This is a genomic window from Paenibacillus sp. ov031, from assembly GCF_900143165.1.
Taxonomy (GTDB): Bacteria; Bacillota; Bacilli; order Paenibacillales; family Paenibacillaceae; genus Paenibacillus; species Paenibacillus marchantiae.
Map to the genome: position 1 here is coordinate 1701749 of NZ_FRDO01000001.1, position 14523 is coordinate 1716271.

Annotated in this window: 13 protein-coding genes and 1 pseudogene; 7 read left to right on the forward strand and 7 right to left on the reverse strand. The window is 42.1% G+C overall.

All coding sequences use genetic code 11. The features are described from left to right. The first annotated feature begins 3 nt into the window (after nucleotides 1-3). From BUA17_RS07215 to BUA17_RS07235, 5 genes are all read left to right on the forward strand, one after another. The gene (locus BUA17_RS07215; RefSeq protein WP_063563743.1) at nucleotides 4-507 is read left to right on the forward strand and encodes a DedA family protein; all 504 of its coding nucleotides are present in this window, start codon (nucleotides 4-6) and stop codon (nucleotides 505-507) included. A gap of 45 nt (nucleotides 508-552) precedes the next feature. Then, the gene (locus BUA17_RS07220; protein WP_072733075.1) at nucleotides 553-1119 is read left to right on the forward strand and encodes a class I SAM-dependent methyltransferase; all 567 of its coding nucleotides are present in this window, start codon (nucleotides 553-555) and stop codon (nucleotides 1117-1119) included. A gap of 88 nt (nucleotides 1120-1207) precedes the next feature. Continuing rightward, the gene (locus tag BUA17_RS07225; protein WP_079693707.1) at nucleotides 1208-1888 is read left to right on the forward strand and encodes a response regulator transcription factor; all 681 of its coding nucleotides are present in this window, start codon (nucleotides 1208-1210) and stop codon (nucleotides 1886-1888) included. After that, nucleotides 1875-2981, forward strand: a complete 1107-nt coding sequence (locus BUA17_RS07230) for a sensor histidine kinase (protein ID WP_072733077.1) — start codon at nucleotides 1875-1877, stop codon at nucleotides 2979-2981. The genes BUA17_RS07225 and BUA17_RS07230 overlap by 14 nt, the downstream gene beginning before the upstream one ends. A gap of 35 nt (nucleotides 2982-3016) precedes the next feature. Continuing rightward, a complete protein-coding gene (locus BUA17_RS07235) occupies nucleotides 3017-3613 on the forward strand; it encodes a class I SAM-dependent methyltransferase (RefSeq protein WP_072733079.1) in 597 nt (198 codons plus the stop codon). Nucleotides 3614-3831: 218 nt separating this feature from the next. On the opposite strand, the gene BUA17_RS07240 is transcribed toward BUA17_RS07235, so the two are convergent. The 6 genes and pseudogenes from BUA17_RS07240 to BUA17_RS07265 form a co-directional block, all read right to left on the reverse strand. After that, complete coding sequence (locus BUA17_RS07240; protein ID WP_072733081.1) at nucleotides 3832-4863, reverse strand: phosphotransferase; 1032 nt, start codon at nucleotides 4861-4863, stop codon at nucleotides 3832-3834. Between the two features lie 104 nt (nucleotides 4864-4967). Then, nucleotides 4968-8183, reverse strand: coding sequence for an MMPL family transporter (locus BUA17_RS07245; protein ID WP_072733082.1), 3216 nt, complete (start codon nucleotides 8181-8183; stop codon nucleotides 4968-4970). Nucleotides 8184-8253: 70 nt separating this feature from the next. After that, a complete protein-coding gene (locus tag BUA17_RS07250) occupies nucleotides 8254-9816 on the reverse strand; it encodes an MFS transporter (RefSeq protein WP_083584608.1) in 1563 nt (520 codons plus the stop codon). A 267-nt stretch (nucleotides 9817-10083) separates the two neighbouring features. Continuing rightward, nucleotides 10084-10413, reverse strand: a complete 330-nt coding sequence (locus BUA17_RS07255) for an ArsR/SmtB family transcription factor (protein ID WP_064637734.1) — start codon at nucleotides 10411-10413, stop codon at nucleotides 10084-10086. Nucleotides 10414-10578: 165 nt separating this feature from the next. Further along, nucleotides 10579-11043 carry a GNAT family N-acetyltransferase gene (locus BUA17_RS07260; RefSeq protein WP_083584609.1) on the reverse strand — a complete coding sequence of 155 codons (465 nt, stop codon included), beginning with the start codon at nucleotides 11041-11043 and terminating at the stop codon, nucleotides 10579-10581. 66 nt (nucleotides 11044-11109) lie between these two features. Then, a pseudogene (locus BUA17_RS07265) lies at nucleotides 11110-11292 on the reverse strand (3-hydroxyacyl-[acyl-carrier-protein] dehydratase FabZ); the annotation flags it as partial. A 398-nt stretch (nucleotides 11293-11690) separates the two neighbouring features. Between BUA17_RS07265 and BUA17_RS07270 the strand changes: the two are divergent. Then, the gene (locus BUA17_RS07270) at nucleotides 11691-11966 is read left to right on the forward strand and encodes a hypothetical protein (protein WP_063563735.1); all 276 of its coding nucleotides are present in this window, start codon (nucleotides 11691-11693) and stop codon (nucleotides 11964-11966) included. 445 nt (nucleotides 11967-12411) lie between these two features. Here BUA17_RS07270 and BUA17_RS07275 read toward each other — a convergent pair whose 3' ends face one another. Continuing rightward, nucleotides 12412-12834: a MarR family winged helix-turn-helix transcriptional regulator gene (locus BUA17_RS07275; RefSeq protein WP_063563734.1), complete on the reverse strand. Its 423-nt coding sequence runs from the start codon at nucleotides 12832-12834 to the stop codon at nucleotides 12412-12414. A 143-nt stretch (nucleotides 12835-12977) separates the two neighbouring features. Here BUA17_RS07275 and BUA17_RS07280 point away from each other — a divergent pair, with 143 nt between their 5' ends. Then, nucleotides 12978-14462: an MFS transporter gene (locus BUA17_RS07280; RefSeq protein ID WP_275078607.1), complete on the forward strand. Its 1485-nt coding sequence runs from the start codon at nucleotides 12978-12980 to the stop codon at nucleotides 14460-14462. The last annotated feature ends 61 nt before the right edge of the window (nucleotides 14463-14523 follow it).

The window sequence follows — 14523 nt, forward strand, 5'->3', positions numbered from 1 at the left end:
ACAATGATCAGTAATACGATCTTAGAGCTACTACATCAGTATGGATATCTGATTTTTTATTTTGCCTTCTCATTAGGGCCATTTGGCATTCCAATTCCGAATGAGATCACGATTATCAGTGGTGCTATTTTGAGTCACACGGGTGTTATCAGCTCATGTATCACATACTTCTGCATTTTAACAGGACTATTAACCGCCATTACCTTTGCTTATTTTGCAGGGAAGTTATTTGGGCCCAAGATAAAACACAAATTTCAACATAATAAACACTTCGTTAAGGCTGAACTGATTCTGAATAAGAGTGGCAATTGGGCGATGTGCATCGGTTTATTCATTCCAATCGTGCGATATGTTCTCCCTCTGGTCATTGGACTGAGCGGCGTTCAATATCGGAAATTTGCTCTCATTTCATATTCCAGTGCTTTGCTTTGGACCATAACGTATTTTACAGCGGGAATCTACTTCGGCGCTCCCATTCTATCAATGCTTCATTTATTAAAATTTTGATCGATTTTGATAAATTACCATCACATATACGGAGGAACCATAAACATGAATTCCAATGAACCTATTTTATTTCTGAAAAGCTTTCTTCAAAGCCCAAAACATGTTGGCAGCATCATACCCAGTTCCCGGTTTCTCGCTAACAAAATGGTGAACCAAGCGCCTTGGCTTGACGTAAAAGCAGTCGCCGAACTCGGATCGGGCACAGGTGCCATCACTCGTTATATTCATCAACAGGCACAAGATTCGACCCAAGTGTTATTGTTTGAGATGAACGAGACGATGAGGAATAATCTGAAGACTGAATACCCTTCATTCCCCTGTTATCCAGATGCCTCTCGATTAGTGGAATCCATGAAGCAAGAGGGCGTTGAGCAACTGGACTGTGTATTTAGCGGGTTGCCTTTCTTCAACTTTGAATCTGAATTAAGGAATACGTTGGTAGACCAGATCCATAAGGCGCTCAAACCCGAGGGGTTATTTATCGCCTTTCAATATTCACTTCAAATGAAAAAAACACTATCCGAAAAGTTTATCATCGAAAAGATAGAATTAGTGCCCTTGAATGTCCCTCCTGCCTTCGTTTATGTCTGTCGCAAAAAGGAAACAATTTAAACAACTCAGGCTATGGTTTACACTGATATTATCCTCTTTATAAGGATTTAAAATTTTATTTAAAACAGTCTAAAAGGAGTGTTGGATTGTGAGTACCGTTCTCATTGTTGATGATGAACCCGACATCCGTGATGTCATTCATGTCTATTTACGTAACGAAGGATATCAGGTCATTGAAGCCGCCAATGGTGAAGAAGCACTAAATATTATCAAAACTACATCGGTCCAGCTCGTTATACTGGATGTCATGATGCCCATTATGGACGGAATCAAAGCCTGCTTCAAAATAAGAGAAGTATCAACCTCTCCCATTATTATGCTATCCGCCAAAGAAGAGGACATAGATAAAATTACAGGCCTGACTACCGGGGCTGACGATTACATGGTCAAACCGTTTAATCCGTTAGAATTACTAGCTCGCGTTAAGGCTCAGCTACGACGCCAAACACTGATTGGCAAAGCAGAATTCAATTCACTTATCCTGATCAAGGACCTTGTCATTGATACAAGTAAACATTCCGTGAAGTTAAAGGAGAATGACATTCCACTAACTCCACTGGAGTTTTCCATTCTGGTGCTGCTTGCAAGCCATCCTGGACAAGTATTTAGCTCCGAAAAGATCTACGAAACTGTATGGAAAGAACCTTACGGGTATTCGGATAATACGGTTATGGTCCATATTCGCAATCTGCGAGAGAAACTGGAAGTGAATCCACGAGAACCTCAGTATATTAAAACGGTATGGGGAGTGGGTTATAAACTTGATTAGACGATTGCCACAGTTTAAAAAAAAGATACAGATTAACATCCTATATCGAATGTTGATCAGTTTATTAATTTCGTTTGTTGGCTCTGTGGGTGTAAATAATATGTTGATCATAGGAGCCGCAAAAATTAGTGAAAGATTTGAATGGCCATCACTTCTCTACATTTTTCCTTATGTTCTAACACCAATCTTCATCGTAATTTTCACGTTAATTTTTTTATTTTCCACACGAAAAATTGTACGAGATCTCATTACATTGGAGCAAGGATTGCAATTCATTTCAGAAGGAAATCTGGACTACCGGGTGCCCGTTAATCGACAAGATGAACTTGGGCGAGTCGCTTCCAACATTAATCACATGACTGAACAGTTGCAGCTGCAGATGGTTAAGGAGCGCGAGCTGGAGAAATCCAAGATGGACATGATCACGGGGATCTCACATGACCTGCGCACACCGCTTACCAGCATCATCGGCTACATTGAGCTTCTAAGAACAGAATCATTTCAAGACAAAGCAGAGTATGACCGCTTCATCCAGAACACCTATAACAAAGCAACGCATTTAAAGAAGCTGCTCGATGACTTATTTGAATACACACGTCTAACCTCAGTAGATACCCAATTGGATTTGAAAAAGGTTGACCTATATCAGCTATTGGACCAGTTGCTGTTTGAATTTGAACCTTTAGCTCAGGAGAATGGAATTCATATTGAGAAAGAGATTGGCGATTCCCCAATCATGGCCTGCGTGGATAGTGATAAGATTGCTCGGGCCATCGATAATCTTCTTATGAACGCCCTGAAGTATTCTGTGAAACCTGGTGCGATTCATATTCGAATGAGTATGCGTCATGAGTACATTATCATTAAAGTCGAAAATAAAGGTGAGCCGCTCACAATAGAGCAAAAAAGTAAGCTGTTTGATCGATTTTATAAGGTTGATTATTCAAGAAGCAGCGAAGGTATTCAAACGGGGTCTGGTTTGGGTCTTTCGATTGCAAGAAATATTGCGGAGTTACATCAGGGTACCTTAACGCTTCAACATACGCATAACGTATTTACGTTCCAGTTAAGCTTGCCTGCCAACATCAAGTGAAACATTATTGAATTCAACAATGGAGGATACCCGCATTGAAAACATCCGAACCGTTTCTTTTCCTGCAAGGATTCTTAAAGAACCCCAAACGAGTAGGAAGTGTCCTGCCCAGTTCCAAATTTCTAGCCCATAAAATCGTCCAGTCTGTACAATGGGAAGAAGTTAAAACCATTGCAGAACTGGGGCCAGGAACAGGTGTTATCACACGTCTTATGAGAGCCAAATTACCGAAATCTTCAATCGTGTTTTTATTTGAGAGAGACCCCAAAATGAGGAGTAATCTGAAGAAAACATATCCTGAATTCATGTTCCATTCGAATGCATCCTATCTTTTGAAAAGGATCAATCATGAACATGTGCATCAGTTGGATAGTATCATTTGCGGACTACCATTTTTTAATTTTTCCAGAGAAATGAAACAAAACATCCTTTCACAGATGCATACAGCGCTTCGACCTGGAGGGATGTTAGTGTTGTACCAGTACTCACTTCATATGAAGAAACGATTGGCTGATTTATTCGATATTGAGAGAATTAAATTTGTGCCCCTCAGCTTCCCTCCTGTTTTTGTCTATACTTGTCGCAAAAAGAAAGATGAAGGACACAGTGAAACGAGGGAATCAGTATACTAACCATAACCATACGAAGTGATGTGAAAAAAAATGAGAAGTCTCTCTCTCTTCAAGCTCGAAGACGATTCTGCGTTTCCGCCCGGCTCAAGCTCGATTTTGGTAAAAGCTTTTATTCACTTCTCCGGACGGGTCCAGTTTCATCTTGAATAGAGTGCCGTAGCTTCCCCGCTTGTTGGGACGCAAACGTACTGCTAAATCGCATCTCATGATGAGACAATTTAATTGAGCTTATGAAGTGTACCGTTCTTATGTTCATTGAGCAGCTTTGAGAAAAGCTTGCTAGAGTAATCAATCCTACGCTCTGGAAACTCGCCTGTAAGTATAATCTTCAACATATGAAGCAGACGTTTACCCGTTAGTTCAGTAGGCCCGAGAGACCATTGTCTAATACTGGGATATAAGTATATCAACCCAGAGTAACGAAATGCTGCCCTCAATCTTTCATAAAAATCATCATAGCTAAGTGATATACCGTTTGCAATTAATTCCTTGTAATAAATTTTGGCATCCTCAAGGTTAAAATAACTAGCCAGATCAATATAAAAGGGTGCATAATAACACCACCCGAAGTCAATAAAATAGGGTTTTCCATTGTAATAATGGATGTGGGAACCGTCTACGGATTGCAAATCTCCATGCGTAAGAGTTAGGCTTTCCTTCTCATCATACAAAGCCACCATATCACGTGCAAAAGCGTTTGCTTTTTCACGTAGTAATGGCAGATACGCGCCAAATTCCCTGTAAAATTCGGGGTTCTGCTCTATAAGCGTTTGAAAATGGTCCACAGACACTTGTGTAACTAAATAATTTTCCCAATAATGACGGTCAGCATGGGGGAGCCACAGCATCTCCGAACCTCTATGCATATTAAGGGCATGGATTCTGGCTAATGCCTCCGCAACTCTTGGCGACCACTCTACGCCAGGTGGAGGAGATTTAACACTACCCAAATCTTCTATCGCCATCCATCTAGGCTCATCTGTTTCTAGATCTAGTGAAAAAGTGGCGGGTGTGTTCTGATGGCCCTGGTCAGTTAACGTTTTCATTGCCATGCGTTCTTTTAGGGCAGCTTCTTTAAATATTACGCTCTCCTTTTGACCATTTTCATAAGTAACCTCTATACGACGTACATCCGCACCAGACCACCCACGTTCAGCATCCGTCATATACCCTTGCTCTAAATGACGGATCTTTCCACGTTGTAGTTCTTCGGCTAAACCTTGAGCAATTATGATCATATTATGTTCCAAATTAATCTACCTACCGATCTATTTAATTTAGGTTTACTCAATAGAGAATTTTTTTTGAAGTTCTAAGAATATCTCTAAGCAAACAGACAATCCTTTTCTATTATTTAGTGCATGGAATCATGGGAGACATGCTGCTCCTTCAGTTGATGCCCGTCGCGTGCACGAGTCTCTTGCTCCTCATTCGTCCTGCGGCCCATGAAAGGCCACCAGTTCGCTGGTCCGAACGTACGGACCATAACGGGAATGAATAGCGGCAGCATGAGCAAAGCGTATATAAACAGTCCACAAAGCACAATTGTTGCAATTTGCAGGAGTGACATTACGCCAGAAGGGAGCATAGCCGCAAACGTACCGCCCAGAATAACCGCTGCAGACATAATGACTGTTCCCATGTTTTTCATCGCTTCAAGAATAGCTTCCTGCGGCGAGAGATGGCGGTACTCCTTGAACCGATCCATCAGGAAGATACTATAATCGATGCCGAGTGCTACCAGCATGACGAAGCCGAAGAAAGGAACCGCCCAGCTGATGCCCGATTGGCCTAACAGCCGTACAAATATGACCTCAGCAATCGCCATCGAGGAATAAAAGGTAATCAGCAGTGAGGCTATCATATACAATGGCATGACGATCGATCGGAACAAAATGATTAAAATAATCGATATTCCGATCAACATCAAAATAACTGTACGCGAATAATCTTGTTTCGATATGTTGCTCAAATCGTTGTTCATGCTCGTTATACCGCCACTCGCCACCTGCGCGCCGCTATATGCAGAGCCTTGAATTGCGCGATTTACAGCCGCTTCAAGACCGTCGATTTGCGCCATTGTTTCTTGGGAGTAGGGGTTGCTGCCAAATACAACATCGAACTTAACTGTTTGACGATCCTCCGACATATACACATCAAGCGCCGTTTGGAATTCCTCGTTCGCAATGGCTTCTTCCGGGATGTACCAGCCCGTCATTTGTTTATTCGGCGATCCGGCAAGGCCATTCAGGTAGCCTCCTGCCGAAGCGAGCCCATCTTTTACCTCAGTCAAGCCATCTACACTCTGATCAAGGCCGGTTGTAAGCCCGCCAAGCTGAGTATTAAGTGAAGCAAAGCCCGCTTGCAACTCTTTCTGGCCATCGGTCAGCTCGTTAAATCCTTGTGTTACGCTTGGTAGCTGAGAGACGATTTGTCCTTGGCCTGTAGCGGCCTGCGCAATCCCTTTTTGCAGCTCGGACAGTCCAGCTGCCAGCTTGCCAAGACCCGCAGCCAGTGACGACTGTCCTTCTACTGCCTGTAAGAAGCCTACATTGGCCTGCGTCATGCCAGATGAAATGCCGGCAAGCTGCTCGTTCAGCTGTTTCAATTGGCCGCTAATGCTTGAAGCTCCCACTTGCAGTTGAGCCAGTGTGCTTAGTGCTTGTTTGTAATTTGCATCGTTTTGCAGCTCTGGGTAGCTCTCTTGAAGATCTGAAAGCCCTTGCTCGACCCCTGACAAACCACTCGCAAGCTTCGCTTGGTCCGATGCAATGGCAGTGTAAGCACCTGTCAATGTTCCAAGACCTCCGCCCAGCATATCATAGCTGGCCTGCAGCTGCTTGCTTGCGCCAGCCAACTGCTCGGCACTAGCCTGCGCTTGCTTCAGGCCCTTGCTAAGCTGGCCCGCACCAACCGTGCCGTCCTTCAAGCCTTGCTGGATCCGTTTCAAGCCATCACCAAGCTGCACAATGCCATCCTTCAGCTTATTGGTACCTACAACGAGCTGCCCGGCGCCATCTACTGCCTCATTTAATTTTGGTGCATTTTCATTCAAGGCGCTGCTTGCTTCTGACAGCCCATCCCCAATTTTACCTAAGCCTTCGCCGCTTTGGCCAAGACCATCCTCCAAAGACACCACTTGATCGGAGACAAGAAATTGCTCCATAACCTCGCCTGTGGGGCGAGTAGCGCTGCGCACGGCTTTTACGCCTTGCGTATTTGCCAGTTCTCGGCTTACTTGCTCCAACGTAGCAAGCCCCTCAGGTGTATCCAGCGGCTTATCGGTTTTGACAATTACAGTTGTTGGCAGTGAATCCCCAGGGCCGAAGCTGTCTGATATGATGTTAAAAGCTTTAACCGAATCGTATTTATCGCCAATCTCGTCTAACGAATTAAAAGAGATCGTGCCTTTATAAGCTGTTAAGAACGGGACAATAATGACAGCTAATATAATGAGCGCCCATAATGGACGTTTCAAGGAAAATTTGCCGACCGCTCCCCATAGCTTGCTTGGCTTATGCTCCAAAGAACCTTTTGCCGGCCAAAACAGCTTGCTTCCGAGCAGCGCCATAAAGAACGGTACAATCGTAAATAATGCGATGAGCAAAATAGCTACGCCGACCGCAACGGCAACCGCCGAACGATAAAGCATAAACGTAGAGAAGCCAATAGCCGAAAAACCGACCAATACAGCTAATCCGGAAAACAATACGGTTTTTCCTGCTGTACGGTACGTATTGACGATCGCTTCCGTCGTATCACCGCCATTATGGTTAAGCTCTTCCTTGAAGCGGCTGATGAGCAGAATGCAATAATCGGTTCCTATACCGAACAATACGGCGACCAAAAAGATCTGCGTAAAATTAGACAACGGGAAGTCGAAGTATTCGACCAGAAAAGCAATAATGGACTGCGAAATTAAATAAGTAAATCCTACCGCTACAAGCGGCACGAACGGTGCGATGGCCGAACGGAATACTACGAACAAAATAACTAGAATAAAACCAAGTGTAATGAATTCTGTTTTCTTAAGTCCATCTTGCGAGCTTTGGAGAACGTCCTCGGAAATCAGCCAGTTACCCGTATAATAATGCTCCACTTTTACGTCCGAGATCGCCTCGTATAGGCCATTGCGAAGCTCAGAGATCTCACGGTCGCCGGCCTCGACATTCACGAGGGCAATGATGGTGTTGCCATCCTTTGATACCATCTGCTCTGCCAGCCCTTTGGTATCAAAGTGGGTCGTGACCGACAACACGCCGATCGATTTCCCATCGCTCTTAAGCTTGTTGATACCGCCCTTCACCTCTGCAAGGTCTTCAGCTGACAACCCTCCATCCTTATGGAACACAAGCACAGTTGGCATTCCGCTGCTGGTGCCAGAGCTGTCGTTCTCTCCAATGGTTTTTTCTAATTCGCGGGCTACGGTCGAGGAGTACCCATCTGGAACATTAATCTGCCCCTTTGTTCGTACCAGATCCTGCATCCCCGGTGCGGTAACGATCAGTCCCACCGTTGCAATCAGCCAAACCGCAATTACCAGCCATCTAAACTTCAGTATTGTTCTCATTTCTAATCTCCCTCTTAATAAAGTAAAACTAAGGATTCATCATTTCCATTGCGAGTCTCGCGAAGGAAGATTAATTCCCGTTCTGTGTATTCTTTTTGTTTTTAATCAAAATTGCACTCGCGAATGTACCAATTATTAAGAAAATACCAATCAATAGTGTTACATTTTGCATACCTGAATTAAAAGCATTAAACACGAGTGACTTCATTTCATCAAAAGCTGGCATAGCTTTAAATGCTTCAGCTTGCTTGCTATCAAAAACTTGTGAACCCCCAAAAGCTCCAGCTTTATGGAAAACATCCAGCATTTGATTTCTAAACTCGGTAGGAATATTGGCTAAATTCATGATACTTGTGTTCAATGAAGCGTTATAACCTTCCGTTAATTTAATTCCAAGCATTACAACACCAAAGGAGATACCCACTTGTCTAAAAACATTTAAAATACCAGAAGCCATACCTACATACTCTTTATCAACTGAACTCATAGCAGCATTAGTAATAGGTGGATTAACTAGAGCATTGCTAATACCTAAAAGAATAAAACCAGGCATCAGATAGCTCCACTCAAACGGAGCTTTGATCATATAACGCATAACAAATATTCCGATTGCACCGATCAATAGTGCTCCACTAACTAACCAACGGTTACCAATTTTCCCCGAGATAATTCCTGCAATTGGACCAAGAACTATCGTAAAACCACTAATGAGTAACATTTTTGCACCTGTATCAAAAGCCGAGTAATCCATGTAATTTTGCATAAGAATGGTTAAATAGGTAAAGCCTCCGTATAGTCCAGCACCTAATACAAAAGCTGCGATATTAGCCCCATTAAATGTCCAATTTCTAAAAATAGATATTTCAATCATCGGCTGTTCTACTTTTTTTTCGGTAATGATAAAAGCTATAAGTAAAATAAGTGATAATCCAAGTAGACTTAAAATGTGCCAATCAGTCCATGCGTAATCTCCATTCACTGACTTTTGAATTAAGGCTAAAATCATCGTAAAAATCATCGCTGTGCTGAAAATCAGTCCCCAAATATCAATTCGTCCATTTTTGTTTGTTTCACTTTCTTTAATCACAAACATTCCTAATATAATTGCTACAATCGCAACTGGAATGTTAACAAGAAAAATAGATCTCCAACCAAAAGCATCGACTAATGCTCCACCGACCAAAGGACCACCGGCAATAGCAAGCCCAACGGCACTACTCCAAATACCTAGTGCAAGTCCTCTTTGATTTTCAGGAAATGAAGAAGTAACTATCGTTAATGATAATGACATCATAGCTGCGCCACCAATTCCTTGAAATCCACGGAAGATGTTTAACCAAATATCACTGTTTGCCAATCCACTGGCTAAAGAGCCAATCATAAAAATACCCAATCCTAATAAAAAGACTTTTTTACGTCCGATAATGTCGCCTAATTTTGAAACTGGCAACAACATTGCCGCATAAACTAAAGTATAGGCATTCAACACCCATTGGAGATTTGAAAAACTCGATGAAAAAGCTTGTTGTATATCTGGTAATGCAACATTGACAATTGTAATGTCTAACATGGCCATAAATACGGTTAAACTTACCGTGGCTAGAACCCACCATTTTCTTTTTGATTGTGTCAAAATTAAAACTCCTCTCATGTATACGTGCGTACAAATGCATATATATATTAAAATGAAGAGCACTACATTATTTCGAATCCATGAGTGCTTTCATATTGTTAGCCGTTATCTGAATATCAACAGAGGAAAAGTTATAAAAGTACCCTGCAAGTTCACTTCATATTCCGATAATCCAGATCATGCATCTTTGATTGAATTAAAATAAACCTCTTTATCGTGTATACGTGTGTACAAATGCATATATATATTAATATAAAAAGCACTGCATTATTGCAAATTCATGAGTGCTTTCATATTGTTAGCTGTTTGTTCAAATTTATCTACAATGAAATTGTTATTCGTTTTGTAATAAACTTCTCGCCCTTCTTTTCTCCTTTGAACGATACCAAAACGACTCATGAAGTCAAGGTGCCGAGAAATAACTGAACGATTCTGTGGAAAATATTCTGCAATACCACCGATTGTCATTTCACCATTTGCAGAAAGAAAAATTAACAACTCACTCCGCACTGGATCAAGTACCGCTCGAAAAAACTCAATATCAATATTGTCTTCTATCAGCTTTTTACATTTATTTGGATCAAGATTTAATCCCATTGCCATACCCCCTGAATTCATTATATGCATTCGTGTGCACATGTCAATGTTTTCGGGAAAATTCAATGAACGAAATTTTATATCCCATACTTACACCTCCATAAAATCAGTCAGGGAGTCTCTATATCTTTTGATCAGCTGTTATTCATTTTTCTTACCTACTGCTCAATCCCAGTGCTTTTCCATGGCTTCTTCACATCGAGAAAAACCATTTTTTGAATAAAACTTTACACTCTCACTACTTGGCCAAAGTATAAGAAACTCAACCTCATTTTCTTTTGACCATTTTTCCATAGCTTTATGAATTTCTGAGCCGATACCTAGATTCCTGAAAGCAGGGCGAGTATAAACATTCGTAACGTAACCGTAATAAGGATCTGGTGATTTCCCTGGCCTCGGAACTTTATGTATTAATTGCATATACATATGTGAGACAAGACTTCCACTAATCTCTGCAATCCAAATATACCAATCTCCACTTTTGATAGCTTTCACCAAGAACTCACTACAAACCTGGTTAAATTCCTCAAATGTGACCGCAGTATCCACACTTTCCTCTTCCGAGAAGTCCCAACGCATTTGAACAAGCTGAGGCACATCCTCCAACGTGGCCAAGCGAATTATCATCATACATCCCACCTTGCTTTTAAATATCTTTAAACTTCATTTTATTATATCTTTGCGCTAACCAGCCCGTTAGTTGAATGCCTCAATAGAATTAAATGCAAACATTATTTCTGCTTCACAAACCAATTCATTGTTTACCTTTGCGATGCCTATTCCTTTGACAATCTGTCCCTTGGCTCGGGTCACTTCGAATTCCAGATGGAGTTGATCCCCTGGTTTTACTTGCTTTTTGAACCGACAATTATCAATACCAGGGATATCTATGGGGAATAAGCTCTATAATTCGATTAATATCAAGCATGGATTTCCTCCTCTAATATTGGCTTATAACCATTCTAACGTCATTTGGAGAAATCAGCCATTTTTTTACTAACCTGCCCCCTGACCGTTCTCTTCTTTCACCAACCCTAATCTTCCCAGCCGCTACAAAAGTCGGACATGCTCGAGTACCCGGTAATAAAGAACAAGGAAAGTCAATAAGCGATTGGACTTCTGCATTGTGGCTATGAGTATGAGAAATAACGATGCTCCTATTCCTAACAATTGACAGCTAATATAAATACCGCTTTAACAGAACGTACGTTCCTGTTATGATGTAATTATAGTGTTTTTGTTCTGGATTATATTTCTACTTAGAAAGGATACATAATATGAATTTATATAAGTTTGAATTAACGGTTAACGGATTTCTTTTACGCGTTCATTTTAGTGCCTCTGAAGAAAGTGGGCTAAAATGGTGTAAACGAATTGCTTCTGAATTCCAGAGTCATGTTGCTAATTTGGAGATAAAAGTTGATATACATAAAAAGGAGAAGCAAAAGAATGCATGGGAATATCACGGAAAACCTTATTTATATGATCGAACACTGAGGAAAAAGCCGCTGACAAAGAAAAACAATGTAGCTGAATCAACTGCTGCTATGTAAAGGGAATTAAAGAGACGGAGAATTTAGCATACTTGAACATTTATTTGTTGTGTTTGAATTTCACGTTAAGTACGATACTGAAAATAAAATATTTTTATTGAAATCGAGGAATACTTTCAACATTAATATTAACTTCTCGCCATAAGCTCAGCTCAAGCATAGTTATTTTAGGATTTAGTGTGGGCGGATTTTGGGCTATCTCTATTGCAGTTAATATACCCACAAACCCAATCTGGGTATAACGGATCGAACCCAGCTTTTTTACAAACCCGTTCAATCAGGCCGGAAACATGCCGACAAGCAGTACGATCAGGCAAATCGTGGCTACGACTGACAGAGCCGGGATAATGATACCGATCACTCGGGCAATTCCCAGATACCCGGTCGTGGTTATGATCCATTCTTTTCCGGCAATATCCGCGTCAGTTGCTATGAACTTGATAATCTAGCCCTGTTTGCTGTCGTAAATTTTTTTCAGCAGGTCCGCAAACTGCTGTTTATCGCTTTCGGACAAACAATTCGTCATCTGAAGGCTGAACTCATCCAAAATCCGTTTCAGCACAGGTTCGAAATCTTTCGCTTTTTGCGTTGGATAAAGCAGGTATGAACGACGATCGCGAGCATCCACCGAACGGTAAACGTATCCAGCCTCCTCTAGCTGCTTGACGCAACGGGTCGTAGTCGCTTTATCGAACTTCACTTCATTTGTGAGCTGGTCCTGGTTGAGCCCGGGATTCGACAAGATCGCCTTAAGATAACTGTGGTGCCCGCCCCCGCCGATATCAAATGGTTTTAATATACCAGCCAATTCTTTTTGGTTAATACGATGAACGTAGGACAACATTTTGCCAATCGAAGGTTTCTTCAACCCAGTACCTCCTTAAAATCTTTTGTATCCAAAAATTCTACCTCATGCAAGTTGCGTACGCAACTAACTTAAAGTATAATCAAAACCAAATTAGTTGCTAATGCAACTAATTGTTTTTGACGATAGTAAGGAGTGATTATTTAGTGAAACTGAAACTGGAAGACGAGAATCGTTTCATTACTTATCAAGATGACCCAGTTATCCAGAAAAGGCGTTGGATCATCCTGATAGTCCTGAATTTATTTACATTTATGTCGACGCTCGACGGCAGCATCGTTAATATTGCTCTGCCCGTTATCGCGAAGCGGATGGATCTGACAGTCGCTGAAGCGGAATGGATAGTCACCGCTTACCTGATGACCATTTGTGCAGCGATCCTCTTTTTCGGTAAGCTTGGAGACATTGTTGGTAAAATTAAAGTGTTCAAATGGGGTATGATTATTTTCACGCTTGGTTCCCTTCTGTGTGGGTTCAGCTTCAGCCTGCCTCTTCTCCTGGGTTCACGACTACTCCAAGCCCTGGGCGCAGCGATGACGATGGCCAACAGCCAGGGCATCATTACAGACATCTTCCCAACAACAGAACGTGGAAAAGCATTGGGGTTGATCGGGACATTTGTCTCCCTTGGCAGTATAGCTGGACCGAGCCTGGGCGGTTTTATCGTATCCGGACTGGGTTGGGAGTATATATTTTTGGTGAATATACCGGTTGGGCTGATCGCGATTGCGATTGGGTGGAAGGTACTTCCTGCTGATCGTACCAAACTGAAGGTCCGTATCGATAAGGCCGGGGGGTTGCTATTCCCTCTATTTATCATAGCTTTATTTTCAGGTCTACTGCTCGGGCAGCAGGTCGGTTATGGAGATATGCGTATCGTCGCTGCATTAATCATCTCCGCCATTGTTTTTGTTATTTTCCTTTTCGTTGAGATTCGTAAACCAGAACCCATGCTAAAGCTAACTCTGTTTAAAAATCCGCTGTTCAGCTTAAGCATTTTATGCGGCTTTCTGGTATTTGTGGCCAACTTTTGTTTTAACATCATCGCACCGTTCTATACGCAAAGTATTTTGAATCTTACACCCTCCCATGCTGGGCTCCTGCTAATGCTGTTTCCGATTGTCATGGTAATCGTAGCTCCACTCAGTGGCGCACTATCGGACAAAATTGGTTCCGAGCTGCTCACTTTTGCAGGACTCATTGTGATGGTTATCGCTCAAGTCGGACTTGCACGACTTCATAGCGGCAGCTCTATCATTCTGGTTGGGAGTTGGATTGGTATGCTCGGTCTCGGCAGCGGTTTGTTTCAATCACCGAACAACTCGTTGGTAATGTCGAAAGTGCCCAAAACCCAGCTCGGAATTGCAGGGAGTATTAACTCACTTGTCCGCAATATGGGCATGGTCGTGGGAATTACGGTTGCTACTACCACCCTATTTGGTGTTATGAGTAACTTAGCTGGTCATAGGGTCACAGGACTTGTGCCGGGCCGCCCCGATCTTTTTCTATCGGGCATGCACGTGGTTTTCATGACCTCCGCTTCAATATGCTTAGTAGCTGCAGTACTTACGGGTTGGAGGCTGTGGTCGGCAAAACGGACTTTACGCCGCGAACATTTACGGTCTCGATAATAATATACTGGAACTGTAAATCAACTGAGGTGCTGTTCTAGTCAAAAAAATAAATTATGTG